Here is a 26,380-nt window from a genome sequence, read left to right on the forward strand (position 1 = left end):
ATCATCCCACTTGTTGGTGCAGGAATGATACGATTTCACCCAACTCCAAATCTTTGGCCCCGCGATCCCGCAGGGTGATGAGCAATGCCCCGAACGGGAGTTTGCGGCCGTAATATCCTTCCAATTTTTCCGCAAGCACGACAAACTCAATGGAGGCCAGGCCAATGTCGCCAAAGAGCAGAGTGTCGGGACCGACCGGGCCGGAATATTCTCGGTCGGGGAATGTTCGGGCCATCACTTCTTGAAGATCTTCGTAAATCGCCTCCACAGATCGGCCGGTCATCTGGCTTCCTCGCATGTGGTGGTCGCCACCACCAAGCCCTTTTGCCGGGCCGTCTGAACGGAGACTTGTTTGCCGACACTTGGGAATTTCGCCGAAAGTCCGGCGGATAGTTCAACAACCGCTTTCCCGGTGTTCACATCCACTTTTGCAGTCAATCCTTCTTCGGCAATTCGCAAGGCATCCGCGACAGACCGAATAGCGGCCGAGGCGAGGAGATTCTTAATGTCTGACTTCTCCTTGGGAACAACCAGCAAAGCGATGCCGACACGCGGAGCAAACGCCGAGAATGCGGCCACTTTTCCGTCAGCCATCGCCACCGTGACCGGCGACAGCGGTTCCGGGCCGGGATTGCCCCGAGGCCGGGCGACAAACCGGTCGTCAGAGTCCACATCAATCTCGATGTCGGCCGGGTACAAAGCCTCGCCATGCTTCTCGTTCCAGGCGGCCCGCACGGCATCTTTTGCCAGCATCCGGCCGAAGAACCAATCGTTGAGTCCGGCATCGGTCCCGGTCCAGTCATTGAACTCGGCAAGTTCGCGCGGCGTCATCGTCACGCGAGCCGCCGCCGCTCGCAACACGGGTTGTTTGAGGTCGGGCGGCAGTTCCAGAGAATAGCAGCGTTGCGGCTGGGCTTTCCCCTGTTCATCAAGTCTTGATGCAGGCGGAGGACAGGCTTCCGGCCAGTCATCACTCAGGAAGTATTCATCCTTCGGGCCAAAGAAATTGACGTGGCCGAACGGCAGATAAAACCGCCAATAACCGGCCCCTGCCATTCGCAGCCAAAGCCGCTTATCCGGCGAGAAGATCTCCAGCCCATGCCGGAAATGCCGGGCCGATTCTTGCTCGTTGTGACCGCGAATCAAACACATTCCGCCGACGGCCGGGGGCGGGCCGTAGAAATCGATCCGAGCCACCTCGAAGGGAAGCAGGATTCGCCCGGTCCAGTCCGGTTGTTCGAGGTGCCACGCCCCAAAAATGTGCATGGCCGCATCGACCAGCGCCGGTTCGATCACGACTTCCGGGTCGGGATTGGAGCGCAGCCAACGATCCCGCGGCTGTACTTCCAGCGTTCCTTCAATGCCTTCGTTGCCCGCGCGGTCCAGCGTCCGAATCATTTGAAAAATCGGGCCGTGGAACATGTTTCGCCGCAACACCTCAACCGAGACTTTGCAAGGTTGTTCGGCCGTGAGCGGAAACGGGGGCATCGTCGGCGGTTCGGGATATTCGTCCGCGAGGACAATCACCGCCTCGGAGGCGACTTTGTTCGCCCCGTCCCGCATAAACGAATTGCCGAGGTCACGAATGTCGGCTCGAACTTCGACCACGCCGGATGAATCATCGGACGAGAGAACCGACGCCCGGATCTCCAGTGTCGTCGGCTTGGGGTCGAACGGCAGCCATCGAGAAAGCCGGACATTTTTGATCGCCACGACGACTTTGCCGGGAACAAGCGTCGAGGCGGCCTCGGCCATCGCCTCCAGGCTGAACGTCATTGGCAAAACAGGAAGCCCGTTCTGTCGCGGATCAACCCGGCTGACTTCCCGGCCGCCCAATGTGTGATCGTCCGCGTATCGGTCTTCGGTTTCATCCAAAACGCGGCGGGCCATCAACTCATGCCCCGGAACATGATGCTCAATGCGGCCCAGCAGCGCATACGACGGGCTTCGTTCCGGCGTTTCCGGAACATGATGTTCGACGTGCCCCAACAAAGCATACGATTCGAGTGATTCCGGTTCGACTGGCTCGGTGAATTCGGCCTCAAACACTCTGGCAATATCGATGGCGCTCGGTTCTCCCGCCTTGCGGCCATGCAGGAACGCCATCATCACGTCTTGCTGGACATCAAGGAATTGCTCCATCGAATCCAGATAAGACCCCATCACGAAAGCGGAGGCATTCGACGAAATCTCCTCGTCGAAATCCACCGGCAACGGAGGTTGTTCAAACTGTTCGGCAATCCGGTTGACGGGAGCGAACAAATGATCGATTTGTTCCGTCACCCGCCGCTCGTACAAGTGGTCGAGATTGAGGGGGACATGGTGCGCCGCCAATTGGGCGACCAGATGGTTGATCTGGGTCGGTCCCGAGCGTCGTGAGGTGTTCGCGGGCAAGGCGGCAAACGGCTTGCCTCGCAGAATGTCCTCGACAAAGGCGGACAGATTGCCGCGAGGGCCAGCCTCGACAAACAGGCGAATCCCGTCCGCGTGCATCGTCTCGATGAGTTTGGTGAATTCAACCGGTGAAACCCAATGATCGACCGCCAGACGACGAATCGCATCCGGCTGGTCCGGGAATCGTTGCCCGGTGCTGCCGCTGTAAACGGGAATGGGTGGTTTTACGAACGGAATGCCTTGAAAAAGTTCCCGGAACGGAGGCATCCACGGTTCAAACAACGGCGTGTGATAAGGGCGGTTGAATGGCAACCGCTCGCAAATCAAACTGCGTTCCCGCAGTTTTTCTTCAATCGCCGCGACCAAGTGGGTCGGTCCGACCGCGACGCATTGATGCGGGCAATTGTCCATCGCCACGATCACGGCCCCGCCCGCCACATTCGCCGCGATCTCTTTCACAACGCCGCCGCCCGCCCCGACGGCCACAAGGGCGACATCAACTCCGGTGGCTTCATCTTCCTGCCGTTGCATCAGATCCTGAATCATCGACAAACGACTGCTAAAATCATTTATCTCCGGAATCGCTCCAGAGGCGACCAACGCCGCCAGTTCGCCGGCGCTATGCCCGGCGATGGCCGATGCCGGAACCCGAAGGTTGCGGAGAATTCTCTCCAAAACCAGATCGCCGATCAGCACGCCCAAGATTGACGGACCAAGCTTTCGCAGTTCCGTTTCCGCGAAAGCTTTTTCCGCTTCGCTGGCATCGGCGGCGGGATGAATGATCCGGCGCAAGGATTGGTCCGGCCGGCCTGAATCTTTCGCGATCTGGTCACAAATCGCAAATGTTTCCTCAACCTCCGGGAAAGGCTCGCACAGGTCGGCCATCATCCCCATGTATTGCGCGCCTTCGCCGGGAAAGAGCAACGCGAGGTTTCCCGGCACATACAGAGGCTGTTCAAAAAAGTAGATGCCCGCCGCATCCCGGATTTGCTGGCAGGCCGGATCGGCGAGCCGCCCCATTGCCCGGCCCAGTTTTTTTTGCGCGTCCTCGGAGGTGCTGGCGACAAATGACAATCTCGCCTTGCCGTCCCCCAGATTCCGGGCGAGCGTCAACGCGAGCGATGGCAAACTGACGGAAGGATGTTCGTCAAGAAAACTTGACAGGGCGCGCGCCCTGTCAAGAAGGTCGGCCCGGTCATGGCCGTCCAAAATAATCACTTCGGAATCCCATCCCCCGGCGGACGACACGGCGGTCGCGCGTGAGGGACGGATACGTTCAATGGTGTTCATGCTTCAGCCCGCTCCGACGGGGACGAGTCGGGCCTTGGGGGCGGCGGAGGGTTTTGCCGCTTGCTCCGTGCCCCCCGCGAAGACAACTTCGGGAGTGCCTTTCCGGCCAAACACCATCTCATCGACCGCAAAACCAGCCCCGGCTTCCGGAGAAATCAGCTTCAATCCACGGGCGACGAGATGCTTCTCCAGTTCCGCAACCATCCCCACCTCGGCCCAAGGCCCCCAGGCGACGGACACCACCCGACCGGGCCAGCGGCGATCCAAATCGCACGCCAGTTTGCTCAGCACTTCGTTGGCGGCCGCATAGTCCGACTGGCCGCGGTTGCCATACCGGCTGGTGATGGAGGCAAAGAGGGCGAAAGCCTTCAACTTTGCCGGGTCCAGTTTGCCCGCCAGCGTCAGGGCGCTATCAACCTTGGTGGCAAACACCCGCTCAAACGACTCCGGGGTTTTGTCCTTTAACAGCTTATCCTCGATTACGCCCGCCCCGTGAATCACAGCGGCGATCCCGCCATTTGCTTTCAGTTCGTCGATCAACGCCCCGAAGGCGGCCGAATCTTTCACGTCCACGGATCGATATTCGACCTTGCCCCCGGCCTTGCGGATCGCCGCGAGGTTGTCACGAATTTCGCGATCCTTCAATAATCGGCGATACAAGGTTTCGGCCGCCGCCGGGGAGGCGGGATGACCGGCGTTTCGCAGCCTTGCCATCAACGCAGCCTTGATTTCGGCCGGATTCGTCAGCCCCAACGTGTCCGCTTCCTCGTCCTGCGGTTCGGGCGAACTGCCCACCAGCACCAGTCTCGGTTGGTATCGCCGGGCCAATTCCTCGGCGATCTTGGCCGTGATTCCTCGTGCCCCGCCGGTGATCAGAACGGTGTCGCCCGTATCAATTTGAATGTTCTGGCCGTCGTCTTTGTCCAACGGTCCCGGATTGCATTGCCAGGTGATTCTTCCCTCGTCGGAACGACCCACCTCGGCCGGGCCGTCCGGATCACCCAGTTCGGACAAAATCAGTTCAGCCAGTTCGGTGGCGGGAAGTTCCCCGTCCAAATCCACGACGCGAACCGCCACTTCCGGCCATTCGTGTGACAGGCACTTGGTGAACCCGGCCACGCCGCCGTGTCCGGCCGAGAATTCTTCGGGCAGATCATCGCCGAACCCCATCCGACCACCCATCGCCGTGGCCGTCAGCAGCACCGCCCCGCCTCGGTTGCCTGCTTCCCGAATGTCCGTCTCCAACGCGCGGGCAAGCAGGTAAAGCGATTTCACCTCGCGACGCGCCTGCTCCGGAGTCGTTTCCCCGTCAGGCGATTCAGCCAACGGAAGCAGGTGAATCAAACCGGCAATCTGTCCGTGTTTCTCGCGTGCTTTCGCCACCAGTTTGGCAACTTCGTCCGGGTCGGTCAGATCGGCCGTCAAGGTGTTCTTGGCGGGGGCCTTTCCGTCGGTCATGTTGACAAGAGCCGTTGAGACATCCAATTCACCAAGGGCCTCGGCCAGACCGGCCGCGATTCCCCGACCATCGTTTGTAATCAGTATTGTCCCGGTCGGAGCCGGCAACTTGGGCCGTTCCGGCAGCGGAGCGTCAATCAATTCAACCACCAGCCGCTGAACTTCGCCGCTGCGGGCGCCAGGGTGGGCTTCTGAAACAGGCTTGATCGGTTTCTCTTCCGTATCCGTGGTGTCTTCCGGCTTGGCATCGGACTGCTCCAGCGCCGAGGACACATAATCGGCGATGCCGCGAAGCGTCTTGATGACTGACAGCTTTTCCATCTCCAAGGGAAGCGGACCGTTGGAAGATGATTGCAGCGATTCGGCCAATCCGCCCAAGACTTCAACCCGTTTGATGGAATCAATCCCCAGATCGGCCTCCAGATCAAGGTCGATGCTAAGGGATTCCTTGGGGTATCCCGTTCGGTCACTGACAAGGTCCAACAACCGGGCGAGCAAAGCCTCCTTGGTGGGCGGTCCCGCGATGGCGGCCGCCGGTTGGGGAACTTTCTCGGCGACGACCGGCGGTTGTTCCGCTTTGACCGGTTCGGGAATCGACTGAGGCGGCAGAACAACGGGTGTGATTTTAGCCGGGGGGGCTTGGGCCGATTTTCCGTTCGTGTGTCCGTTGGCGGGGCGGGGAACCGTCGGGTGGCCATTGGCCGGACGGGGTGGCGCACCCGTTGACTCGGCCACACCGAGGAAGCCGAGCATGACACTTCGCTGAGTGTCCAGAAACCGGCTCATCACTTCCTGATAACGCAACATCACTTGGGCGGCGTCTGATCCCACCGGCTGAGCGGAGGCGGCTCCGTTTTGAGCGGGAGGAGTCCCGTTCCCGTTGCTCAGCGGTGGCGGGGTGAATCGAGGGGGAGCGACTTCAGTATGATTCATTTTCGCACGTGTGTTCAGGGGTGGGGCGGCCGGAGCCGGAACCGGGGAGATCGAAGGCGGCGTCTCTGCCGACTTGGGTTGAAGAGGTTTGATCGCTGAAGGAGGCAAGGCCTGACCAAGCAGACGGGGTTCCGGGCCATTGATCGGCCGGCTGCGCACACCGTTGACCACCCACGTGGTCGGCGTGTGTTTCGGCTTGCCGGTCTCCGCACTGAGGGAGGCCAGATCGAATGGTTGCAAGCCCCGGCCTTGGAACAAACGGTCAAGCCGGGCGGGAACACCGTTGACGAGCAACTGGCCCAACACATGAGCCAGTTGCAGCAAGCCGGGTCGTGTCTTCAAATCGGTGGCGACGGCCGTGTGCGGCTGATTCGCCAGAATTTGCTGCGTCAACCCGGTGAGAACGCCCTGCGGGCCGACTTCGACAAAAATCCTGGCTCCGGCCGAGTGCATGGCCTCGATCTCGGCTTGGAACCGGACCGGGGCGAGCAGATGTTCGCCGAGTTGTTTTGCCATTCCCGCCGGATCGCCGTGCGGGGCGGCGGTTGTGTTTGAATAGACCGGCTTCGTCGGAGCCGCAAACCGGACTTCGCCAAGAGCCTCGACCAGCGGACCTTGAGCGGCGGCGATCAGCGGAGTGTGGAAGCCACAGGCCACCGGAATTCGTTGTGCCCGCACTCCCTTGGTTTGAAGCGTTTCCAAGGCTGATTTCAACCCGGCCTCGGTCCCGGCGATCACGGTTTGATGGGGCGAATTGTGATTCGCCAGCCAGACATCCTTGATGCCCTTCAAAAGCGGTTCGAGCACCTCGGGCGTTGCGTCCGCCGCCGCCATCCCGCCGGGCGATTTCTCGGCCGCCGTGCGAATGACCTGCCCGCGGCGATGAGACAACGAGATCAACTCACCGGCGGTCATCGCCCCGGCCGCCGCCAAGGCGGCATATTCACCATAACTATGTCCGGCGAGGAAGTCCGGCTTGATGCCAAGAGCCTCCAGCAACCGGACCATCCCGAGGCTCGTCGCCCCGACGGCCGGTTGAGCCACGTCCGTCCGTTGCAGATTCTGGCGGTTCGCCAACTCCTGTTCCGGCGTGAACGGCGAAGGAGGATAAATGAACTTGCCGAGCGGCCGTTCCAATTTTCCTTCAAGCGTGCGGTCGGCTTCGTCCAACACCTCGCGGACTTCCGCGAACGTCATGGCCGCTTGGGCCAGCATGTCCGGGTATTGAGAGCCTTGGCCGGGGAAGAGGAACGCAACTGTTCCGGCGGCATTGGCTGGTTTCAGGCCGAAGTACACCCCGCGAGGATCGCTGAGTTGTTCCTTGGCCGTCGGCAGGGCGGTCAGCACAAACGCCAGTTTTTCCCGCAAATCATCGAGCGATGTCGCCACGACAGCCAGTGTGGCCTGCCCCTGGCCGTTTCGGCTGGATTGCCAGACAGAGGAGGCGAGGTCGGCCAGTTCGGGCTTCCCTCCCGCCGCCAGAGCGTCATGGCAATGTTTCACACCGGCAAGGATCGCCGACTTTTCGGGACGCCGCCAGACGAACAATTCCCCCGGCCAATGTCGAAGCCCGGCATCCGGCCGGTTGGTGAAATTGCCGGTGTATTCTTCCAAAACGGTGTGGAAGTTGGTTCCGCCAAAACCAAACGCGCTGACTCCCGCTGTTCGCGGATGTTCGGCTCCGTGGACCCACGGGCGGGCCTCGGTGTTCAAATAGAGGGGGCCGCCATCCAGATTGGCTTGCGGGTTGGGCTTCTCGGCCAGCGTCGGCGGGAGAACCTTGTAATGCAGGGCAAAGGCCGTCTTGATCAGTCCCGCCAGACCGGCGGCACACTTGCTATGACCGATCATCGATTTCACCGACCCGAGCGCGCACGATTGCGCCGCCCCGCCGGCGTTTCGGAACACCTGGCCCAGCGCGCTGGCTTCCGTCCGGTCTCCGACAACCGTGCCGGTTCCGTGTGCCTCCACCAAGCCCACATTGGCCGGGGAGACGCGGGCTTGGGCATAGGCCCGTTCGAGAGAACGCAATTGCCCCTCGGCTCGCGGGGCGGTCAGCCCCTTGTCCCGGCCGTCGCTGGAGGCTCCCACGCCTTTGATGACCGCATAAATCCGGTCCCCATCCCGTTCCGCATCGGCCAGACGCTTGATGACAGCGATGCCAATCCCTTCGGAAAGGGCAATACCATCCGCATCAGCGTCAAACGGCCGACAACGGCCTTTCGGGCTGAGGGCGTGCGTCTTGCTGAAGGCGACATACGCAAAGGGCGTTTGGACCGTGTCCGCCCCCATGACGACGGCGACATCACTGGTCCCCGTGGTGAGTTCGCGGACGCCAGCATACAGGGCCGCCAGCGACGAACCGCAGGCGGCATCAATGGCCATGTTCGGCCCGCCCAGGTTGAAGCGGTTCGCCACCCGTCCGGCGGCGACGTTCAACAAAATGCCGGGGAAGGAGTCTTCCGTCCATTCAGGCAATATTCCATCGCCGAGATCAACAATCTCTGATGCCTTGATGCGAACGCCGGGGATCGAATCCACCAACGGCAAGCAGGCCCGGAAACCATACGAGACGGAAAGGGGCATACCGCCGCCCCCCACACCGAGGATGGCGGCCGTGCGTTCCCGGTTGAACGGCCGGTCCGCGTACCCCGCGTCGGCCAATCCCTGTCGAACCCCTTCGAGCAACAGCAATTGAAGCGGCTCAATGTTCGGGATCGACTTCGGGGTGATGCCAAACGTCAGCGGGTCAAAGACGGTGTCGCCCATGAAACCGCCCCACTTCGAGACACTCTTGTCCCGAGCGCGAGGGTCGGCATCGTAGTAGGGCCGCCAGTCCCAATGAGAGGCCGGGACTTCTCCGACCGCGTTGGTCTTGGCGAGGATGTTCTCCCAATAGGACCACAGATTGCCGGCATTGGGGAAAAAGCAGGACAGGCCGATAATCGCCACATCGCACGGCGGCGGGGCAGGGGGCTCGGCGGCCGACACCCGGATGGGAGACTCGGCCGTCTTGGTGTCAGCTTTTCCATCGCCGCAGACATCGGCATGCAACTTGGCGATGGTGGTGATTTCAGAGCGGAGGGCGGCCACCTGTCCGATCATGTACATGCCGCGTTGAAACTGTTCCTCGGCCGGAACTTCGGCCAGACCGTTGCTTTTTCCGTTCGATTCGCCCGACCTGTCAACTCCCTTGCTGGCGACGCGCAGACGGCCCAAGTTCATCCGCTCCAGGGCCAGCCCCACTTCAAGCGGGCTTTTTCCGGCGGCTTGCAACCGGCGTTTTTCGGTTTCAAAAGACTCGGCATACGGTGTCGGAATGCAACGAATGGCATGACCGGGGCCGGTCTCCAACAGCGTTGTGGCGCCGCAACCCAAGGCTTCTTTTTGGAAACGGGGGGTGATCGCCCCCGCATCAACCGCCTCTTTCGTGAACAGGTAGGCCGTGCCGATCAGGATGCCGATCTTCACTCCCCGCTCGGCCAGACCGGCGGTGAGGGCGGCCACCATCTTGGCGGAGAGATGATCGTGGATTCCACCGGCGAACACCGCGTGGACATCATCGGCCGGTTTGGCGGCCGCATATTCGGCCAGCGCTTCCACCATGCTTTCCCACAGGGAGAAACTGGTTCGCGGGCCAACGTGGCCGCCGCACTCCCGGCCTTCAAAGATAAATCGCCGGGCGCCATCCTTCAGGAACATCCGCAACAGTCCGGGCGAGGGAACGTGCAAATAGGTGGCGGTTCCGTGTTTCTCCATTTCCTTCGCCTGATCCGGCCTGCCGCCGGCGATGATGGCGAAGGGGGGCTTGTGCTTGCGAATGGCCTCCAATTGCTCCTGGCGAATTTCGGGAGTGACGAACCCCAACATCCCGACGCCCCAAGGGCGGTTCTTGAGTTTCGCCTTGGTTGCGGCCAGTAATGTTTCGGTCTCGGCCTTGCGAGACAACGCCAGCGCCAGAAACGGCAAGGCTCCCCCGGCGGCCACCGCGTCGGCAAAGGCCGCCGTGTCGCTCACCCTCGTCATCGGACCTTGGAGAATCGGGTAGCGGGTGCCGTGAGACTTCGCCAGCGGGCTGCCTTCACCCAAGGGGGGGGACTTCGCCAGGGCATCGGCAAGGCGTTCCACCCGCTCGATAATTGACTGAAGTATTCCGGCCACAGTGACGGATTTCGCCACCAACGGGGCGGCCGAGGCGATGTCCTGTCCCACCAGCCAAACACCAGTGGCGGGATCATCGGAGGCGAGCTTTTGAATCACCTCCCGCCAATCTCGTCGTTTTTCATCGTCGCTGAGTTTCGCATCTTGGAGGCGAGCTTCCTCGCGAGCGAGTTCTTGCACAGGCAAACTGTCCGCACGGGAATAACAGCGGAAAGCTTGGCCGAGCCGTTCGCCAAAAACGGCGGTTTCCCCGCCGTCGCTGCCGGCCAGTCGTTTCCGAACCTCCTCGGATGCCTGCGATTCGCGGGCAAGCAACAACTGTGTGTCGAGAACGACCCCTCTGGCCCCGGCCGCGAGACAGGCGGCGGCCGTATTCGGCCCGATGCCGCCACGAACCCAGAACGGTGGAACCGCCCGGTCGGCTTGGTCGGTGTATTGCCGCCATTTTTGAATGAGGACAAACGACGGATCGGGGCCGATTCGGCCTCCCGCCTCATGACCTTTGAGAATCAGACCGTCAACATTTGCATCGACACCCCGGATGGCTTCTTCCATCGAAGTGGCTTCAAGGAAAACTTCCCGATTGGCCTCTTGGAGTTTTCCGATCCATTCTTTGAGGTTTGAAGCGTCACCCGTGAGAATCACCCATTTGAGCATTCTCATTTCTTGGGTTGCCAGAGAGTCAATCAGAGCCTCGGCATTGTTTCCAATCTTGATCCCGAAATGTCCGCGTGAATGTTCAGCCAATCGGGAGATGGCCGCGCCCGCCATGCTGGCGTCAGACGCGAATTCGAGATCCAAAACCCCCATCGCTCCGGCCCGGCAAGCGGCGACGGCCATCGAAGGGTCCGGGCGGGCGGGCGGCGTGAAGACGATCAGATCGTTTGTGTTCATGTTCCAATCCCAACTTCTCCCGGTCCGGGAGGATACGTCACTAATTACTAGTCAGCGGAGGGGAGAAATCTTGCAAGATTCCGGATTGAAGATGACGAACAATTGGCGCCCTCCCCCGGAGATTCAGACAGTGAACGGATGAATTGAAAAGAGGGCGAAGCGCTTTTGGCAGGCAGCCGCACGCGGGCACACATCGAAGATTGGGAATTGCGAAACATCAGAATCCTTGCGCCGGTTCATGTTTTGAACCGGTCTGACGTATGAGTGAATGACTCCATCATTCGGTTGATATCTAGAGCGTCGTGACAGGACACATCCATCTATCAAAGATCTGATCGCTGATCGGTGACGATCAAATCGATCAGACGACACTGACTAAGAATCAGACAATTTGGCGATCATCATTTGGTGATTGGGTATGACATCTGCCAAAGATTCACTCGCGGTCGAAATACTAATAGGAGTTAATCGGGTGGCATTCTAGGTAGTTTGTCCGTTTGGCGTATTCTGCCGAATATCTTCCCCAATGTGCCCAAAGTCGTAAATCTAACTACGGCAGAACTTTCAAGCATTTTTAATGCCAAAAATCATTTGAATTGTGCGGGACATTTTTTTCATTCCATTCTTGATCCAACGGCGATCAGCCGAAAAATCCAATGATTTTCAAATGGTTGGTTTTTGGAATTCATTGCTTTTTCGATCAAAGCCAAAGCTGACAATCGCAAATCAAGCAACTTTCCGCCATCAATCGGGAGCCGGGCTTCTCCAGTCGCCAGATTTTTATCTCAAACTCATTTGCTGTCAGTAATTGCGCGTTTTATCTTGATTAACATTTCGCAAAATGACCGACTTGGGGGCTTGAACATTTCGGAGAAGGAAAATGAAAAACTCCGCATGAATCGGGAGGGTTTTGCCGAAAAGAAGCGTGATATCTTTCAATTGGTAAAAACAGATGAAACCGATTATGCCGACGATGCCGCAACCGTACGTTGGCAAATTCGTTTTAATTTTGCTGATGATTTCCTTCGCCACAGGATGCAATTCGATTATTCGCACAGATAATCGTGTGAAAATCGACGGCCCGGTTGAGACCAAGGTGTCAGCCGACATTGCCCCGGTCTCCGTGGCCGGTCCGGTTCGGCAAGTGATGGTGTCCGCAGGGGAGGGATGTCCCCGCGTGGCGTTGGTGGATGTGGACGGCCTCTTGTTGAACACTCCCTTCGTAGGCCCGTTGTCGCTCGGCGAGAACCCGGTGGCGACCTTCCGCGAAAAACTGGATGCGGTCGCGGCCGACCCGGCTCTGCGGGCCGTCGTATTGCGGATCAACAGTCCCGGCGGCGGCGTCGCGGCGGCGGGAACCATGCGATTTGAATTGGAACGGTTCAAGGCCCGCACCGGATTGCCGGTGGTTGCCTGTCTGATGGATCATGGCTGTGGCGGGGCTTATCATCTGGCCTCGGCCGCCGATTACATCGTGGCCACGCCGGGCACGCTCACCGGCGGCGTCGGGGTCATCCTGAACCTGTTCAACTTGCAGGATTTGATGGCTCAGTACAACGTCGTTCCCCAACCGATCAAAGCCGGCAAGTATGTGGACATCGGCTCTTCCGCACGGCCCCAAACGGACGAGGAAAAAGCCCTCTTCCAAGCAATGGCCAACGAGTTTCACACCAAGATGAAGGCGGACATCGCCAAGTCGCGGTACAAGATCAAAGCGGATGATGCCACGGTGTTCGACGGACGAATTTTCACCGCGACCCAAGCGACCGAACGAGGCTTGGTTGACCGGGTCGGCGAACTGGATGACGCCTTGCATATCGCGGCTTGGATGGCCATCCCGCCGACCGCGAGGACGGAAGTCCGGTACAACCCGCCGGTGGTGATGTTCCGTCGCGGCAACGATCCGGCGAACTCTCCTTATGCAGTCTCGGCTAACATTCCCTTGCAGGGAGCGGGCTTGCTTCCCAACCTGCCCGGCTTGGATCGCACCAAGTTGCCAACGTTCCTTTCCCTGTGGCAACCTGAATTGACGATGGAAAAACTGAGCGGTAAGTGATTGCCGGGAAAACAGCACATCCGAGACGTCCCAGATTGTTCATCCTTGACAGTCCCCCCAATTCAACTTAATGATGAAAGGGACTCATTCGGGATGTTTCGTCAGGATGCACGATGTTTGTCCATCAACAACACTTACGGCATCTCCTGCGCCCGGATCAATATTACTCGGCGGAACAGCACCAAGCCGAATTGAGGCATCTCCTTCACCCGGCTTGGCATCCGGTGGCGATCAAAGCCGATCTCGCCAAACCGGGTGATTTTCTCACGCTTCAGTTGCTCGACACGCCGCTGCTTCTCCGCAACATGGACGGCGAATTAACCGCCTTCCTCAACGTCTGTCCGCACCGGCACAGCAAGTTGACGGATCAAGCCAGGGGATCGTCCCCCAAACTTAAATGCCAATATCACGGATGGGAGTTCGACCGGGACGGCCGCACCGGGAAAATCCCGGACGCACGGGCTTTTCGTCCGTGGGACCGGGAAAACTCTTGTTTGAGAAAGTTCCGCGTCGATACCTGCGGAGAAGTCGTGTTCGTTTGTCTGAGCGACGAGACCCCGGCCTTGCGGGATTGGGCCGCCCCTTTTTGGGAACTGTGGAACGAGGGCTTTGGCGGCGACTACGAGTTTTCGGCCGCGTGGGAGATTGATTTTTCCTGCAACTGGAAGGTGATTTTGGAGAACTCGCTCGAATCGTATCACATCCCGCAGGTGCATCCCAAAACATTCAAAGTCTTCCCCGAGGAGACGAACGCCTGGCACGAACTGAATCCTCGCTTTAGCTCGTTCCGAACCATCCCTCCCTCGGAAGTTGCCATTCGTATTCAAAATTGGATTATCCGGCGTCTGGGCGGGCGAATCACCCATGAATACTGGCACCGGGTTTTGCACCCGCATCTGACATTCAGCACAATGGACTCGACCCGCTTGATTCAGTGCGTGCTGCCGACTTCTCCAACGACCTGCCGTTATCGTTCGATGCTCTTCACGTTGCGGGGATCGCGACGAAATCCGCTGGCTTATGCCCTGTATCGCTTCCTCAAAATGACGGCGACTTTCGTGGCCAAGAAAGTGGTTAATGAGGACGGGGTGATCTATGAAGGTGTCCAACGTGGCTTGGAGGCCAGCCCCCATCCTGGTGTGATTGGAACACGGGAGGAACGCATTTTCGTTTTCCAAGAATACGTCCGCAATGCCTGCAAAGGCCCCAAGGCATTAACCGTTTTGGAGGATCATCAGGTTCCCGACGTGGCGAATCCTGTTCATTGACGCCAAAGGATCTTGGCGAACCGCCGGTGTGTCTGGCATCAGGGATCCCTCATTTTGGGCCATTTTCAATTGGTCAAAATCGCTGCGCATTTGTCCAAAATCATTAAGCGGCCCCTTTGTTTTTCCGGGGGTTTTGAAAAATAGTGTTCAGTTGGCCCGCTGTTTTTGACCACTTTTGGGGCGTGCAACTGTCCAAAAATGGTCACCCGAGGGCTGTTTTTGGCGTTTTCAGGTCACTTTTGGGGCTGATTTGGACCGGTTTTGAAAATCGTGAAACAGAGCGCCCTGTAGCCCCATCTCTCGGGAGCAGGAAACAAAAGCGGCCCTCTCTTCCACGGAAGAGAGGGCCGCTTTTGTTTCAATTCATGGCTTTCCAAACTCACTTCATGGGCGGCAATGGCACCTGTTCACGACCTTGCAGATACGCCACCAAATCCAGCACTTCCTTCGGCGTCAGTTGATCGAAGAGACCCTCGGGCATCATCGAGACTTTCGACACCGTGCGGGCATCGATTTCATCTTTGCGAATCAACAGGACTTCATTGGTTGTGGCGATGGTCAACGCCTGGTCGGTTTCGGTCTTGATGATGCCGTTGACCAATCGGCCGGACTTGAGTTCAAACACGTTGACCTGATACTCACGCGGCACAACAGCACTCGGGTCGAGGACGTTTTCCAAGATGTAGTCGAGGTTGCCGCGTTGCGCTCCGGTAAGGGCCGGGCCGATGTTGCCCCCTTCGTTGTAAAGCTGATGACACGAGGCACATCGCTTGGCGAAGACCGCCCGGCCGTTGCCCAAGTCGGCTCCTTTCAGTTTCTCCGGGGCAAGTTCGACTTTGTATTTTTTGGTCAGTTCCACCCGTTTCGCAGAGGCGGGCAACAATTGCCCCCACACGGCCGTCAGACGTTCGCCGACCTTTTTATCCTTCAATCCCTGCATTTGTCGAGCGATGAACGGGGACACATCCCGGCGGTTCACCTTTCCGGCTTCGACGGCATCCAACAGGGCCAAGGCCCAATCACTGCGGGCAGCGAGGGTTTGCACCACATCCTCCCGCTCGGCTTCGGTGAGTTCCGGGTAAATGCCTAACAGCAATTTTGGCGTTTCCGGGCTGGCGAACGCGGCCAGCCCACGAATTGCCTCAGCTCTCAAATCTTTGTCTTTGACCAGTTCTTTCAGCATCGGCGCCAAGTCGGGTTTCTGCCGACGCAGCAAGATTCGCAACGCGGCAATCCGCTCATCCTTCGGCGATCCGGCGTTCATCACCGTCTTCTTCATGGAGTCGATGGCCGAGGCGTCGCCGAAAGTGACGGCAATAATCATCGCCTTCTCCCGCACCGCCGGGTCTTTGCTGGCGAGCAAAGTCGGCGACAATTCCTTCCACCCATCCGCGGCCGGCAATTCCCGGCTTCCACCGAGAGCATCCTGAATCCCCGTGAGAATATCCCGCTGCGTGACCGCATCCGATTTCACCGCATGTTCGAGCAGCGGCTTGATGTATGAATGATTCGTCAGCGTCGCCTTGCGGGCGATGAACTCCCGATGCCGGGGGATCTTGGCCACTTTCAAAAGTTTCATCGTTGTATCTTGATCCGGTCCGATCAACGGTTCGATGGCGTACCACGCGACGAGTGGGATGTTCTGGTCATTCCAGTCTGATTCCGGCAGACTGGCCAGCAGAGTCCATGCAAGCGATCCGCGTGTCTTGGACGGTACCAAACGAATGTTTGATGCAAAGTTTAATCGTAACCACGCTGTCGAGATTGGTTTGATATTGAGGGTTTCATCGATTGGAATGACTGCTGATGCCTCCAGCTGATTGGCTGCCTGAATCAAGGAATTATCCATCATCAAACGCCGTGCAAATCCCAAAAGCAGATCAAAGTCCTTCCAATCGGCCGATTGAAAAACTTGGCCAGTCGTCTGGTAGTATGTCCATAAATACTTCAACGCATGATAACCCGCTGGCGTGTTGGCCATTCGATCCTCAATGACCGACTCGGTTGTCTTGTCTAATGCCTTCGTCACCGCCCGCTCGTGCAACAACCGCCGGGCATGTCGCGGATACCAGTCGTTTTTGTGTGTTTGCAAGTCGATCAGTTCCTTGTCGCTCAGCTTGCTCAAATCAAACGGTTTCACTTTCGGATCGCCGTACACGACACGATGTAGCCGACCGTTGGTGGCATCAACCAACACATAGTTGTGGCATTCGCCGGTGTCGCTCCAGTCGGAAACGTAGAGGCCGCCTTCGGGCCCGGTCTTCACACAGATGCCGCGAAACCACGGGTCGTTGGCGAAGAGAAAGTCCGGGGCGCGTTCGGCCTTATAGCCAGACTTGTAGGGGACGAGTTTGTCTTGGTTCAGCCGGTTCCCGTGGATGTTGCAGGTGAACAGATTGCCGCGATATTCCGGCGGGAAGTTGTCCCCCAAGTACACCACCGCTCCGCTGTGGGCGTGGCCGCCGCCGGCATCCGAGTGTTCCGGCTTGTTGCCGCGGGAACTGGTCCAGTCGCCGCCGGCCCAGTGAATATAGTCGGCGATGCTCGGGATCAGGGCGAAGGAATTCGGGTTGATGTCCTGCCCGTACATGCGGTCAAAGTGGGCGCCGGGGGCCACATGGAACAGGTGCTTGATGACGCAGTTCGTGATGAAGAATTCCCCGGCTTCGTTGTAATCCAGCCCGAACGGATTAGTGGTGCCGTGGGCGAATGCCTCGAAGATTTTGTGAACCGGGTGATAGCGCCAGACGCCCGCGTTGAGTTCGGTTCGCTTGTTGGCGGGCGTGCCGGGAGCGCCGACGTTCGCCTTGGCTTGGATGCCGTTGCAACCGTACAGCCAGCCATCCGGCCCCCAGATCAGCGAGTTGAAGATGTTGTGTTTGGTGTCCTTGACATTCCAGCCATCCAGAATGATTTTCGGCTCGCCGATCTTCGGAGTGTCCGCGTTGAAATCACAGGGCACGAACACCAGATTCGGCGACGAGCAAAGCCAGAGACCGCCGTGGCCCAGCTCGATGCCGCTGAGGTTGGCTCCCTTGTCGAAGATCACCTGCCGCTTGTCGAATCGGCCATCGCCATCGGTGTCCTCAAACATCGTGACACGGTCGGCCCCTTTGCCGTCAAACGTCCACTTCGGATAGGAGAGACATTCGACCACCCACACCCGGCCCCGGTCGTCAAATGTGAAGGCGATGGGTTGCACCACATCCGGTTCCCCGGCGAATAGGGTGGCCGAGAACCCCTTGGGCAGCGTGAACTTGCCGGGGGCTTCCTTGGCGGGGACAGGTTTGTCTTGGGAAATCGCCGGGCCGCACAGGCCCAACGCCAACAAGGTGGAAAGAACACATCGCTTCGTCATGAGTCAGTCACCGTCTGGTCCGGGGAGAAAGGAACATCGGACAGGATAACCGGCGGGGAGCCGAAATGCAAAAGGGTGATTGGAGAAGCGCAAAAAAGAACCCCGGTACGGGATCGCCTTCCCGCCGGGGCCTTGGCCAAAGTTAAGAACTTTGGTTTCTCGTGCTGAATGCTTGCAGAAGTCCGTTGACCGTTCGGAGCCAGTGAAAATTTAGGACACACGCTCTACCACTGAGCTACCACCCCGGAAATAGTCGGGCAAGCGGGGCGGGCAGAAGTTGAATCTGCGACCTTGTGTTTGAATTTGGCTCCAGTTCGATGACCTCCGACCCGAGAAGTTTAGCCTGGCGTGTGCAACCTGAACCTGTGTCTGACCCGGACAACCGAATTAACGGATTCCACTTGCCTCTGCTAATTGGGCTACCCGGCGGGGATAGTTTGGGCAGTCGCCGGGGTGGGATTTGCACCCACACTCTTGGTGGCCGCGTTCTTCAGGAACGTGGTTGGCCGATGAACCTCAGTCTGAATCTGCACGCCTGTGCTTCGTTATGATGACGCGGACAGTGCCCGCGTTCAAGCTCACTCTTTCACGACATCACCAAAAACATAATCCAGCAACGCCTTGGCCGATTGCTTTTCCACTTCCAACAGATTTGCCTGCTCGCGGGCAACCTTGACGGCCTCCTGCAATTTGCGAATCTTCGTCAACAGTTCCTCCTTGCGGGAGTTCTGAATCGCTCCGCTGTACTGAATCTGGCTCCACGTCCCGACCGGAATGTCCTTCGTGAAGATTTCCGTCTGGGCCGGGTGTTCCTTGGTGGCCTCGTACTTGACGATGACCGTTGGTTCCTTGCTGGTTCGCATGGATTCCGTCAGACGGCCCTTCAGAAGGTTCGTGTTTGGGTCCGTGGACCATTCTTCGGCCGGGTCCGGCACCGGCAGCTTGCTGATGAACGTTTCCAAGTCGTTCAGTTGCTTGTCGAAGTAGAGCAACGTGGTGACCGGGACATTTGCCAGCAGGGTTTTCCCGTCCACGACAATATCGGCCTTGGCCGACTGGTTGCCGGTGTCCTGCGTGAGCGTCAGCCCCCAGACGGTGTTCCACAAACTGGCGACCTTGACAATCAAGTCGTTGGCCCGTTGCTGAACCTTCTGGGATTCCGGCGGCATCCGCTGCCCCTTCTCCTCGTCTACGGGACGATAGGTGCGTTCCCGGCCTTGGAAGAGGACTTCCTTCTGGATCAGCTTGTACACTTCGGTGACCTGCTTCTCGACCTCAGATTTCTTCGAGGTAAGGATGGCATTCACCTGGTTCAACTTGCGCATGGCATTACTCGCAATCAGCCGTGACGGCCGGTATGAAAAAGAGCGGAATCGGGGTGTTTTATGAGAAGAAACCGGCCGAATGCTCGATTGACAATATCCGCCAGATAGGACGGGCGAACACGAACAAGGTTCAGGCGAGCCGGGGATTATTGGAAAGGAACCGGCGGACGGGAGATCACCCAATCCGTGGCGGGCCGTCCTTCATAGAACAATGTTTTGATTTTTCGGCCTCCAGGTTCATCATGAGCATCCGCACTCGGTTTGCCCCCAGCCCCACGGGATACCTCCACATCGGCGGCGTCCGCACCGCCTTGTTCAACTGGCTTCTCCGGCAACGCCTCGGCGGCCAGTTCATCCTGCGCATCGACGACACGGATGTGGAACGCAACCAAGCCGAAGCCCTGCAACCAATCCTCGACGGTTTCCGCTGGCTCGGCATCCAGTGGGATGAAGGCCCGGAAGTTGGCGGCCCGTATGCCCCTTACTTCCAGTCTCAACGGCTGGCCACCTACAAAGAAGCCGCATTGAAACTGCTGGCCACCGGGCACGCCTACCCGGATTACATGACCAAGGAAGAACTGGACGCCGACAAGAAGAAGGCCGATGCGGCCAAGAAGCCCTACGTCCATCGCGGCCCGCATCGGGATACCCCCGCCGACGAATGTGTGAAGCTTTACGAAGCCAACCCCACAACGCTGCGGTTCAAGGTTCCCGTTGGCCGAAAAGTCGTGGTGGAGGACTTGGTTCGCGCTAATTGCGAACAATCGACCGATTTGATGGGCGACCCGGTCATCCTCCGGGCCAATGGCATCGCCTTGTACAACTTCGCCAGTGTGGTGGATGATGCCGCCCTGAAGATCACACACGTGGTCCGGGCCAGCGAACATCTGGCGAACACATATTCGCAAAAGCTGTTTCTGGAAGCCCTCGGCTTGCCGATTCCCAAGTATGCCCACATTCCCGTGGTGAATTACAAGGGTGAGAAGATGAGCAAGCGGAAACTGCCGCCGCTCACCGAGGACGAACGGCAGAAACTCCGGATGCTTGGCTGGACGGATGAGGAGATCACCACGTCCGGCATCAACATCGCCACCGTCGCCTTCTACAAGGAAATGGGCTATCTCCCCGAGGCGATCATTAACTACCTTGGCCGTCTGGGCTGGTCCTTGGACGACAAGACCGAGTTCTTGCGCCTCAAGGACATGATTTCCCATTTTGACATGGAAACCGGCATCGGCCGGGTGACGAAAGCTCCCGGCGAATTCGACACGAAGAAACTTTTCTGGCTCCAAGACGAGTACATGAAGTTGCTTTCCGTTGAGGAAAAAGTGACGAACTGCATCCCGTTCCTGAAACGGGCCAAACTGATTTCCGAAACGCCTGACGAAGCTACGCTGACTTTGTTGAGTCGAATCGTGACGGCCAGTGGCGACAGGCTCAAGTTGTTCTCGGACATCCTCCAATACGGGGCGCCGATTTTCAAAGCGGAACCGGAGTACAACGCCAAGTCAGTTGAGAAACGGCTGAAGAAACCGGGTGCCGCTGACTTGCTCCGCGAGTTCGCCGTGGTGCTGGCCGCGACGGAATCGTTTGACGCCGCCACGCTCGACAAGGCGATGCACGAATTCTGCGCCGCCAAGAATGTGAAACTCGGCGACATGGTTCACCCGGTTCGCGTGGCCACCACCGGCGTCGAAGTGGGCTTCGGCCTGTTCGACACACTGGAAATCCTCGGCAAACAACGGGTGTTGGAACGGATTGAAAAAGCATTGAGTTTGTAACACCGCCAAGAGCCCCACTGCGTGAGCGGTGGGGGTGGCTTCTGGCAGGGAAGAAACCCCCACCGCTCACGCAGTGGGGCTCTTGGCTAATGTGAAATATCACGGCCGCCAGTTTTAATTTTCAGTTGGATGAAAACGAATGAAAGAGTTTGCTGTCTGCGGGATCGGCAACGCCATCGTTGACCTGTTTGTCGGCGTCACCGACGAGGAATTCGCCACGCTTGGTTTCGAGCGGGGAACAATGCGGCTCGTCGAGGCTGATGAGCAGAAGGACATCCTGAAGCAATTCCACGAACGGGTTCCCCGGCTCGTCAGCGGCGGTTCGGTCGCCAACTCGGTGATCGGGTTTTCGCAACTTGGCGGCAAGGCGGCCTTCATCGGCATCGTCGGTGACGACCGCTACGGCTTGCACTATCAGGAAGAATTCCAGCAACTCGGCATCGACATGGGGAACCCCATTCTCGTCGACCAGACGACCGGAACATGCGCATGCGTTATCACTCCGGATGCTGAGCGCACGATGCGGACCTGCCTCGCCGTCAATGGCCAACTGAGCGGCGCTCATGTGGACGCCGACCGCGTGGCGAAATCGGAATGGTTGTTCGTCGAAGGCTATTTGCTCGCCAACCCCGGCACGGGGCAGGAAGCGGTGGCCGAGGCCATTCGCGTCGCCAAGAAGAACGGTGTGAAGGTCGCCCTCACATGTTCGGAAGCGTTCATCGTCCATGTGTTCGGCGATGCGTTCTTCAAGACATTGAGCAACAGCGATTTTCTGTTTAGCAATGCCTCCGAGGCGATGGCCATCACCAAGACGGATTCGGCCAAGACTGCTTTCGCCAAGTTGAAAGACCTCGTCCCCGGTTGCGTGGTGACGGATGGGCCGCACGGGGCGTACATCCGTTATCAGGGTGTGGAAACGCACGTCGATGCCTACCCTTGCACGCCGAAAGACCTCACCGGTGCCGGGGACATGTTTGCCGGGTCGTTCCTTTACGGGATTACCCAAGGCTTGGCTCCGGATGCGGCCGGGCGCGGGGCGAACTTCCTCGCCATGAAGGTGATTTCGCAAGTCGGGGCCAGGCTCCACTCCGGCGCGAAAGAATTTTGGTCCGAAGCCACCGGCGGGAAATAACTCATGGCCCGAATCCGAACCTTTATCGCCTTCGCCGTCCCCGGTCGCATTGCCGGGGAGATTGTCGATTTGCAACGAGAGTTAGCAGTCGATCACGAGGGCGTGAAGTGGATGATGGAGAAGGAACTTCATCTCACGCTGTTGTTCCTCGGAGAAGTCGATGAGTTGGATCTGGTGTCCGTCTGCCGGGCGGTGAAGAAGATTGCCGCCAAACACCCGTCGTTTGCGCTGGATGTGACCGGCATGGGTGGCTTCCCGAATAAACGCCGACCCAAGGTGCTGTGGGCCGGCATCGGCGGCGAAGGAATCGACAACCTGCTTGCCTTGCACAAAGAACTGGAAGCCGCGTTGATGGAAATCGGCTGCTACCGCCGCGAAGAACGGGCCTACACCCCTCACCTGACCCTTGGCCGCATTTCCACGGAAGAACGCGACGAGGCCTGGGGGCCCGTCTTCACAAAACATGCCGACTGGAACGCCGGGACATTTTCGGTGAATGAAGTGCTGGTGATGGGCAGTGAACTACGCCGCAGCGGGCCGGAGTATTCAGTGATCGGGCGAGGGGCATTGGCTTCGGCAACGAATGACGAATAACCCTTCGGAAGAACCAGGCAATTTTCCGGCCGAATCATCAGACGACATTTTTCGCGGCTGGCGTCATTTTGTGGCATGTGCAATTGTTCTTCCGATACAAACCGGCTCGATGGAGCAATTGCTTAAACTCCGAGCGGCCGCCGTTGAGAATGATCTCGGCCGGAGTGAGGCCAAAGACCGCGAGGCTGATTGATGGCTCGCGGGAAACCACGGCATGCCAGTTTTGCCGGGGAATGAACAACGCATCCCCCGCCTCGACGCAAGCATACAAGCCTCGGGCCTTCGCAAACGACTCTCGTTTGTCCGGTTGTTCTCCGAGACGAGAAATATTGATGTCGCTGAGCGTCGCGCCCCAATCGTATTTCGACGAGCGGCAAAGATGCGGCGACTGATCGGGGGGGAAAAGAATCACTTCTTTCGTCCCCCGAACCTGACAAAACCAGTTGTTCGGAAAGTCGTAATGCAAACCGGTGACGGTGTTGGCCGGTCCCATGAACACAAATTCCCAAGTCCAGCGCCATCCCGGCCAGAGGGATCGAATGGCAAAATCTTTGCGCAGTTCGGGAAATTCGTCGAGGATGTTCCACTGGGCGAGGTAAAGCTTGTTGGGCTCGAATGACTGCATGTGCGACCAGTCGAGATGAAACGTAGCATCGCGGCCAAGCGATTCAAGACGCTCGACGGGCAGCAGTCCTCCTCGTGAAACAGAATTCTCCGCCTGACGGCCCAACTGTCGCAAATACGGCGAGATCGCCAATCGCGGCGGTTCTCGGGTCACTCCCTGCTCAACCAATCCGTCTTGAAAAGTGGCCGAGACTTCGGAACCGTCCTTCCGCTTGAGGTCGGCCAGTTTATCGAACGACCAGTTATCCCAAGCCGGCCAGGCGCGAACCGCTCCTTTGATGAGCAAGGGCGATGTGCGAGGCCCGAATCCCCCGCTTTTCGACAGCTCTTCCCACTGAATTTCTTCGACAAATTGAAATGACGGACCTTGGTATGTCATTTTCAGAACTCGCAAACGGAATGATGGCAAGCAGCCTAATCAAATTGGGCGGAACGCACAACCCGAAGCCACCGCGTGAAGGCAATGGTGGTTACGCCTTGTTTGGAATTGAACGCTCGGGTATTGGCCGCATCTGAAATTGGCGAAAATGTGTCCCGAGCCGTGACTCAAATGGATCGCACGAAACGCAGCCCGAAACTTCTCCTCTTGATCATCACGGCGGCGTTGTTCACTGATTTGGCCGTCTACGACATGGTCGTGCCGTTCTTGCCGCAATACGCCCTCCCTTGGTTGAGTGGTGACAGTGAGTTGGGATTGCTGTTTGCCGCCTATCCGCTGGCTCTGATCGCCACTTTACCGTTCGCTGGCCGGCTGATGAGCCGTGTCGGCCCCCGAAACATGGCGCTCCTTGGCGGCGCCGGGCTTTTACTGACACTGTTGCTTTACTTTTTCGCAAGCGGGCGGGAGCTCCTCTTCGCGGCCCGGCTCGTCCAAGGAGTGGCGGGAGGGCTCACTTGGACCGCCGGACTCTCGTTGGTGGCGGCAAATTACCCGGCCGAACGGCGCGGGACTGCCCTTGGATTCACCATGTCCGGCATGTCCCTCGGGGCGCTGGTCGGTCCGCCTCTCGGCGGATTTTTGTTTGATACTTTGGGAAGCCAATGGCCTTTTGCCATTGTTGGCGTTTGGGCACTGATTGTTCTGATCGGGTTGTTCGCCTTGGCGCCTCCGATCACGTTTCAGGAAGATCTGCCATCCTCTGATTCATGGCGGGACAAATGGCGGCCCTATTTCAAACCGGCGGTCGCGGTCGTGTTCGGGGCGGCCATCCTGAGTGCTCTTGAACCAATGCTCCCCCTTGACTTGGAACGTCGGCTCGGAATGTCACCGTTGACCATTGGGTTGCTCTTCGGTCTCGCGGCCCTGTCATATGGGATGTGCGCCCCGCTGGCGGGTTGGATTGCGGATCGCGTGGGTAATCAACGAACCATGACCGTTGGTTTGCTTGCATGCGTTGTGACATTCCCGCTGATTGTGCTTCCCGCCTCCATCACCGGAGTGGCAATCGCCTTGGTGGCTTTCGGCGCAAGTTGCTCATTGTTACTCACGCCGACATTGCCGGAATTTGCCTCCATCTGTGAGCGGCGAGGTTTTGGCTCGTTGGGATATGCCTATTCGCTGTTTAACCTCGTTTATGCCTTGGGGATGGCCCTCGGACCGATTGTCTCCGGAAATCTTGAGCCTCATATTGGCTTGCCGTTGACGCTTCTTGTGTTTAGCTTGGGCGCGTTGTGCTGCCTTCCGATTCTTGGGCGAAACGCGGGAAATCCCAACAAAAGCGAAGGTCCGGCCAATGATTTCTTTTCCATGCCAGGCATGACCAAGCACGCCGCTTAAATAGATGGTCGGGGATAGGCAGCGTCGGTGACAGAAGAACGGCTCTCGGGAAACGGCCCATTTCTTTCAACTCGTTTTCCGCAAATGCAATCTCAACAAGTTCAACGCCAGTTTCGCCGTCCGGCTTTGAACTTCCAATCGTGTTCCGGGCCAGTTAAATTTTTGGAAACTGGTTCCTTCGCTCGTCGCCAACGCAACAAAGACAGTTCCCGCAATCGTGCCGTCGTCGCCCCCGGTTGGGCCGGCGTAGCCGGTGGTGGCGAGGCCGTAAGTGGTGCCGAATTTCTCGCGGACGCCTTTGGCCATCGCTTGGGCCACTTCGGCGCTCACGGCCGTGTGGGTGGCAATCAATTCGGAAGGCACATCCAGTTGCTTGATTTTCATCTCGTTTGTGTAAACGACCACGCCGCCGTTGAGGATGTTGCTGGCTCCCGGAATGTGGGCGAGGCGGTTGGCGACCAGTCCGGCGGTGATGCTTTCAGCGGTCGCCACTGTTTCTTTGCGGCTGATGAGTTGATCGACGATGATGTGCTGGAGTTCGTCGTCCTCAGCCCCGAAGACCAGTTCGGCCAGTCGTTCGCGGATGGTGGCTTCCACCGGGGCGACTTGGGCGAGGGCTTCATCCAAGGAGGCCGCTTTCGCCAGAATCCGCAGGGAGATGACGGCATCGCTGACCGTGATTCCCACTTCGGGCACATGGCCCCGTTTCGTGAGATCAAGCAGCTTTTCCTCGACGGCTGATTCCCCCAACCCGAACGTGTTAATTTTTCGTTGGATGAACACCCCGCCGGTTAGGCCCATCGCCTCCAATCGGGGCTTCACCTGCTTGTCGAACATCACCTTCATTTCAGAAGGCACGCCGGGCATCGCGGCCATCACACATTGGCCGATCTTCAGCCAAACGCCGGGGGCCGTTCCGCATTCGTTGTAAATCGCCTCCCCCCCCTGGGGGATCAATGCCTGCACGCGGTTCCGGTCCGGCATCACCCGGCGGCGCTTGGTGAACATCTCCTGAATGGTCGCCAGCGACACCGGATCTTCGAGGAGCGGGACGCCCGCCACCGTGGCCATCACTTCCCGAGTGAGGTCGTCCTGTGTCGGTCCCAGGCCGCCGCTGCAAAGAACGAGGTCGGCCCGTTCGCTGGCGGTCTTGAAGACGGCGATGTTATCCGTGAGGTCGTCGGCCACCGTGGTGTGAAACGCGACCGGAATACCCATTTCGGCCAATCGCCGACTGAGCCATTGCGAGTTGGTGTCCAAGTTCTGGCCGCTGGTGATCTCACTGCCAATCGAAATGATTTCTGCTTTCATTTGCGTGAACACCGAGTTTCTGTT

At 58.5% G+C, this 26,380-nt stretch carries 14 protein-coding genes; 7 read left to right on the top strand and 7 right to left on the bottom strand.

What is annotated here, in order from left to right; all coding sequences use genetic code 11:
* Nucleotide 1 precedes the first annotated feature (1 nt).
* The 3 genes from BGIM_RS0102245 to BGIM_RS48325 are packed head-to-tail and all read right to left on the bottom strand — an operon-like array spanning nucleotide 2 to nucleotide 11,130.
* The gene (locus BGIM_RS0102245; RefSeq protein ID WP_020468174.1) at nucleotides 2-283 is read right to left on the bottom strand and encodes a hypothetical protein; all 282 of its coding nucleotides are present in this window, start codon (nucleotides 281-283) and stop codon (nucleotides 2-4) included.
* Nucleotides 280-3,684: an acyltransferase domain-containing protein gene (locus BGIM_RS0102250; RefSeq protein ID WP_020468175.1), complete on the bottom strand. Its 3,405-nt coding sequence runs from the start codon at nucleotides 3,682-3,684 to the stop codon at nucleotides 280-282. The genes BGIM_RS0102245 and BGIM_RS0102250 overlap by 4 nt, the downstream gene beginning before the upstream one ends.
* A 3-nt stretch (nucleotides 3,685-3,687) precedes the next feature.
* Complete coding sequence (locus BGIM_RS48325; RefSeq protein WP_020468176.1) at nucleotides 3,688-11,130, bottom strand: type I polyketide synthase; 7,443 nt, start codon at nucleotides 11,128-11,130, stop codon at nucleotides 3,688-3,690.
* Between the two features lie 678 nt (nucleotides 11,131-11,808).
* On the opposite strand from BGIM_RS48325, the gene BGIM_RS62465 reads away from it, so the two are divergent.
* The 3 genes from BGIM_RS62465 (at nucleotide 11,809) to BGIM_RS0102275 (ending at nucleotide 14,454) form a co-directional block, all read left to right on the top strand.
* Complete coding sequence (locus tag BGIM_RS62465; protein ID WP_157368564.1) at nucleotides 11,809-12,192, top strand: hypothetical protein; 384 nt, start codon at nucleotides 11,809-11,811, stop codon at nucleotides 12,190-12,192.
* Between the two features lie 34 nt (nucleotides 12,193-12,226).
* Nucleotides 12,227-13,186: a S49 family peptidase gene (locus BGIM_RS0102270; RefSeq protein WP_020468179.1), complete on the top strand. Its 960-nt coding sequence runs from the start codon at nucleotides 12,227-12,229 to the stop codon at nucleotides 13,184-13,186.
* Nucleotides 13,187-13,299: 113 nt separating this feature from the next.
* On the top strand, nucleotides 13,300-14,454 hold the full coding sequence (locus tag BGIM_RS0102275) for an aromatic ring-hydroxylating oxygenase subunit alpha (RefSeq protein WP_020468180.1): 1,155 nt from the start codon (nucleotides 13,300-13,302) through the stop codon (nucleotides 14,452-14,454).
* A gap of 379 nt (nucleotides 14,455-14,833) precedes the next feature.
* Here BGIM_RS0102275 and BGIM_RS48335 read toward each other — a convergent pair whose 3' ends face one another.
* Nucleotides 14,834-17,812: a PVC-type heme-binding CxxCH protein gene (locus tag BGIM_RS48335; protein WP_020468181.1), complete on the bottom strand. Its 2,979-nt coding sequence runs from the start codon at nucleotides 17,810-17,812 to the stop codon at nucleotides 14,834-14,836.
* A gap of 578 nt (nucleotides 17,813-18,390) precedes the next feature.
* Nucleotides 18,391-19,137, bottom strand: a complete 747-nt coding sequence (locus BGIM_RS0102285; RefSeq protein WP_020468182.1) for a DUF7873 family protein — start codon at nucleotides 19,135-19,137, stop codon at nucleotides 18,391-18,393.
* A 242-nt stretch (nucleotides 19,138-19,379) separates the two neighbouring features.
* On the opposite strand from BGIM_RS0102285, the gene gltX reads away from it, so the two are divergent.
* The 3 genes from gltX to thpR all read left to right on the top strand — a co-directional run bounded on the left by gltX (nucleotide 19,380) and on the right by thpR (nucleotide 22,644).
* Nucleotides 19,380-20,918: a glutamate--tRNA ligase gene (gene gltX / locus BGIM_RS0102290; RefSeq protein ID WP_029629674.1), complete on the top strand. Its 1,539-nt coding sequence runs from the start codon at nucleotides 19,380-19,382 to the stop codon at nucleotides 20,916-20,918.
* Between the two features lie 139 nt (nucleotides 20,919-21,057).
* Nucleotides 21,058-22,050 carry an adenosine kinase gene (locus BGIM_RS0102295; protein ID WP_020468184.1) on the top strand — a complete coding sequence of 331 codons (993 nt, stop codon included), beginning with the start codon at nucleotides 21,058-21,060 and terminating at the stop codon, nucleotides 22,048-22,050.
* Between the two features lie 3 nt (nucleotides 22,051-22,053).
* Nucleotides 22,054-22,644 carry an RNA 2',3'-cyclic phosphodiesterase gene (gene thpR, locus BGIM_RS48340; protein ID WP_020468185.1) on the top strand — a complete coding sequence of 197 codons (591 nt, stop codon included), beginning with the start codon at nucleotides 22,054-22,056 and terminating at the stop codon, nucleotides 22,642-22,644.
* 37 nt (nucleotides 22,645-22,681) lie between these two features.
* Here thpR and BGIM_RS0102305 read toward each other — a convergent pair whose 3' ends face one another.
* Complete coding sequence (locus tag BGIM_RS0102305; protein ID WP_020468186.1) at nucleotides 22,682-23,647, bottom strand: cupin-like domain-containing protein; 966 nt, start codon at nucleotides 23,645-23,647, stop codon at nucleotides 22,682-22,684.
* A 171-nt stretch (nucleotides 23,648-23,818) separates the two neighbouring features.
* Here BGIM_RS0102305 and BGIM_RS0102310 point away from each other — a divergent pair, with 171 nt between their 5' ends.
* Nucleotides 23,819-25,045, top strand: coding sequence for an MFS transporter (locus BGIM_RS0102310; protein WP_157368566.1), 1,227 nt, complete (start codon nucleotides 23,819-23,821; stop codon nucleotides 25,043-25,045).
* A gap of 66 nt (nucleotides 25,046-25,111) precedes the next feature.
* Here the strand turns inward: BGIM_RS0102310 and BGIM_RS0102315 are convergent, their stop codons facing one another.
* Nucleotides 25,112-26,356, bottom strand: coding sequence for a competence/damage-inducible protein A (locus tag BGIM_RS0102315; RefSeq protein ID WP_020468188.1), 1,245 nt, complete (start codon nucleotides 26,354-26,356; stop codon nucleotides 25,112-25,114).
* Nucleotides 26,357-26,380 lie beyond the last annotated feature (24 nt).

Source organism: Zavarzinella formosa DSM 19928, from assembly GCF_000255705.1.
Classification (GTDB): domain Bacteria; phylum Planctomycetota; class Planctomycetia; order Gemmatales; family Gemmataceae; genus Zavarzinella; species Zavarzinella formosa.

Excerpts from the sequence above, each read along its gene's own strand:
- BGIM_RS0102245 (WP_020468174.1), bottom strand. The coding sequence starts at position 283 with ATGACCGGCCGATCTGTGGAGGCGATTTACGAAGATCTTCAAGAAGTG.
- BGIM_RS0102250 (WP_020468175.1), bottom strand. The coding sequence starts at position 3,684 with ATGAACACCATTGAACGTATCCGTCCCTCACGCGCGACCGCCGTGTCG.
- BGIM_RS48325 (WP_020468176.1), bottom strand. The coding sequence starts at position 11,130 with ATGAACACAAACGATCTGATCGTCTTCACGCCGCCCGCCCGCCCGGAC.
- BGIM_RS0102275 (WP_020468180.1), top strand. The coding sequence starts at position 13,300 with ATGTTTGTCCATCAACAACACTTACGGCATCTCCTGCGCCCGGATCAA.
- BGIM_RS48335 (WP_020468181.1), bottom strand. The coding sequence starts at position 17,812 with ATGACGAAGCGATGTGTTCTTTCCACCTTGTTGGCGTTGGGCCTGTGC.
- BGIM_RS0102285 (WP_020468182.1), bottom strand. The coding sequence starts at position 19,137 with ATGCGCAAGTTGAACCAGGTGAATGCCATCCTTACCTCGAAGAAATCT.
- gltX (WP_029629674.1), top strand. The coding sequence starts at position 19,380 with ATGAGCATCCGCACTCGGTTTGCCCCCAGCCCCACGGGATACCTCCAC.
- BGIM_RS0102295 (WP_020468184.1), top strand. The coding sequence starts at position 21,058 with ATGAAAGAGTTTGCTGTCTGCGGGATCGGCAACGCCATCGTTGACCTG.
- thpR (WP_020468185.1), top strand. The coding sequence starts at position 22,054 with ATGGCCCGAATCCGAACCTTTATCGCCTTCGCCGTCCCCGGTCGCATT.
- BGIM_RS0102305 (WP_020468186.1), bottom strand. The coding sequence starts at position 23,647 with ATGACATACCAAGGTCCGTCATTTCAATTTGTCGAAGAAATTCAGTGG.
- BGIM_RS0102310 (WP_157368566.1), top strand. The coding sequence starts at position 23,819 with ATGGATCGCACGAAACGCAGCCCGAAACTTCTCCTCTTGATCATCACG.
- BGIM_RS0102315 (WP_020468188.1), bottom strand. The coding sequence starts at position 26,356 with ATGAAAGCAGAAATCATTTCGATTGGCAGTGAGATCACCAGCGGCCAG.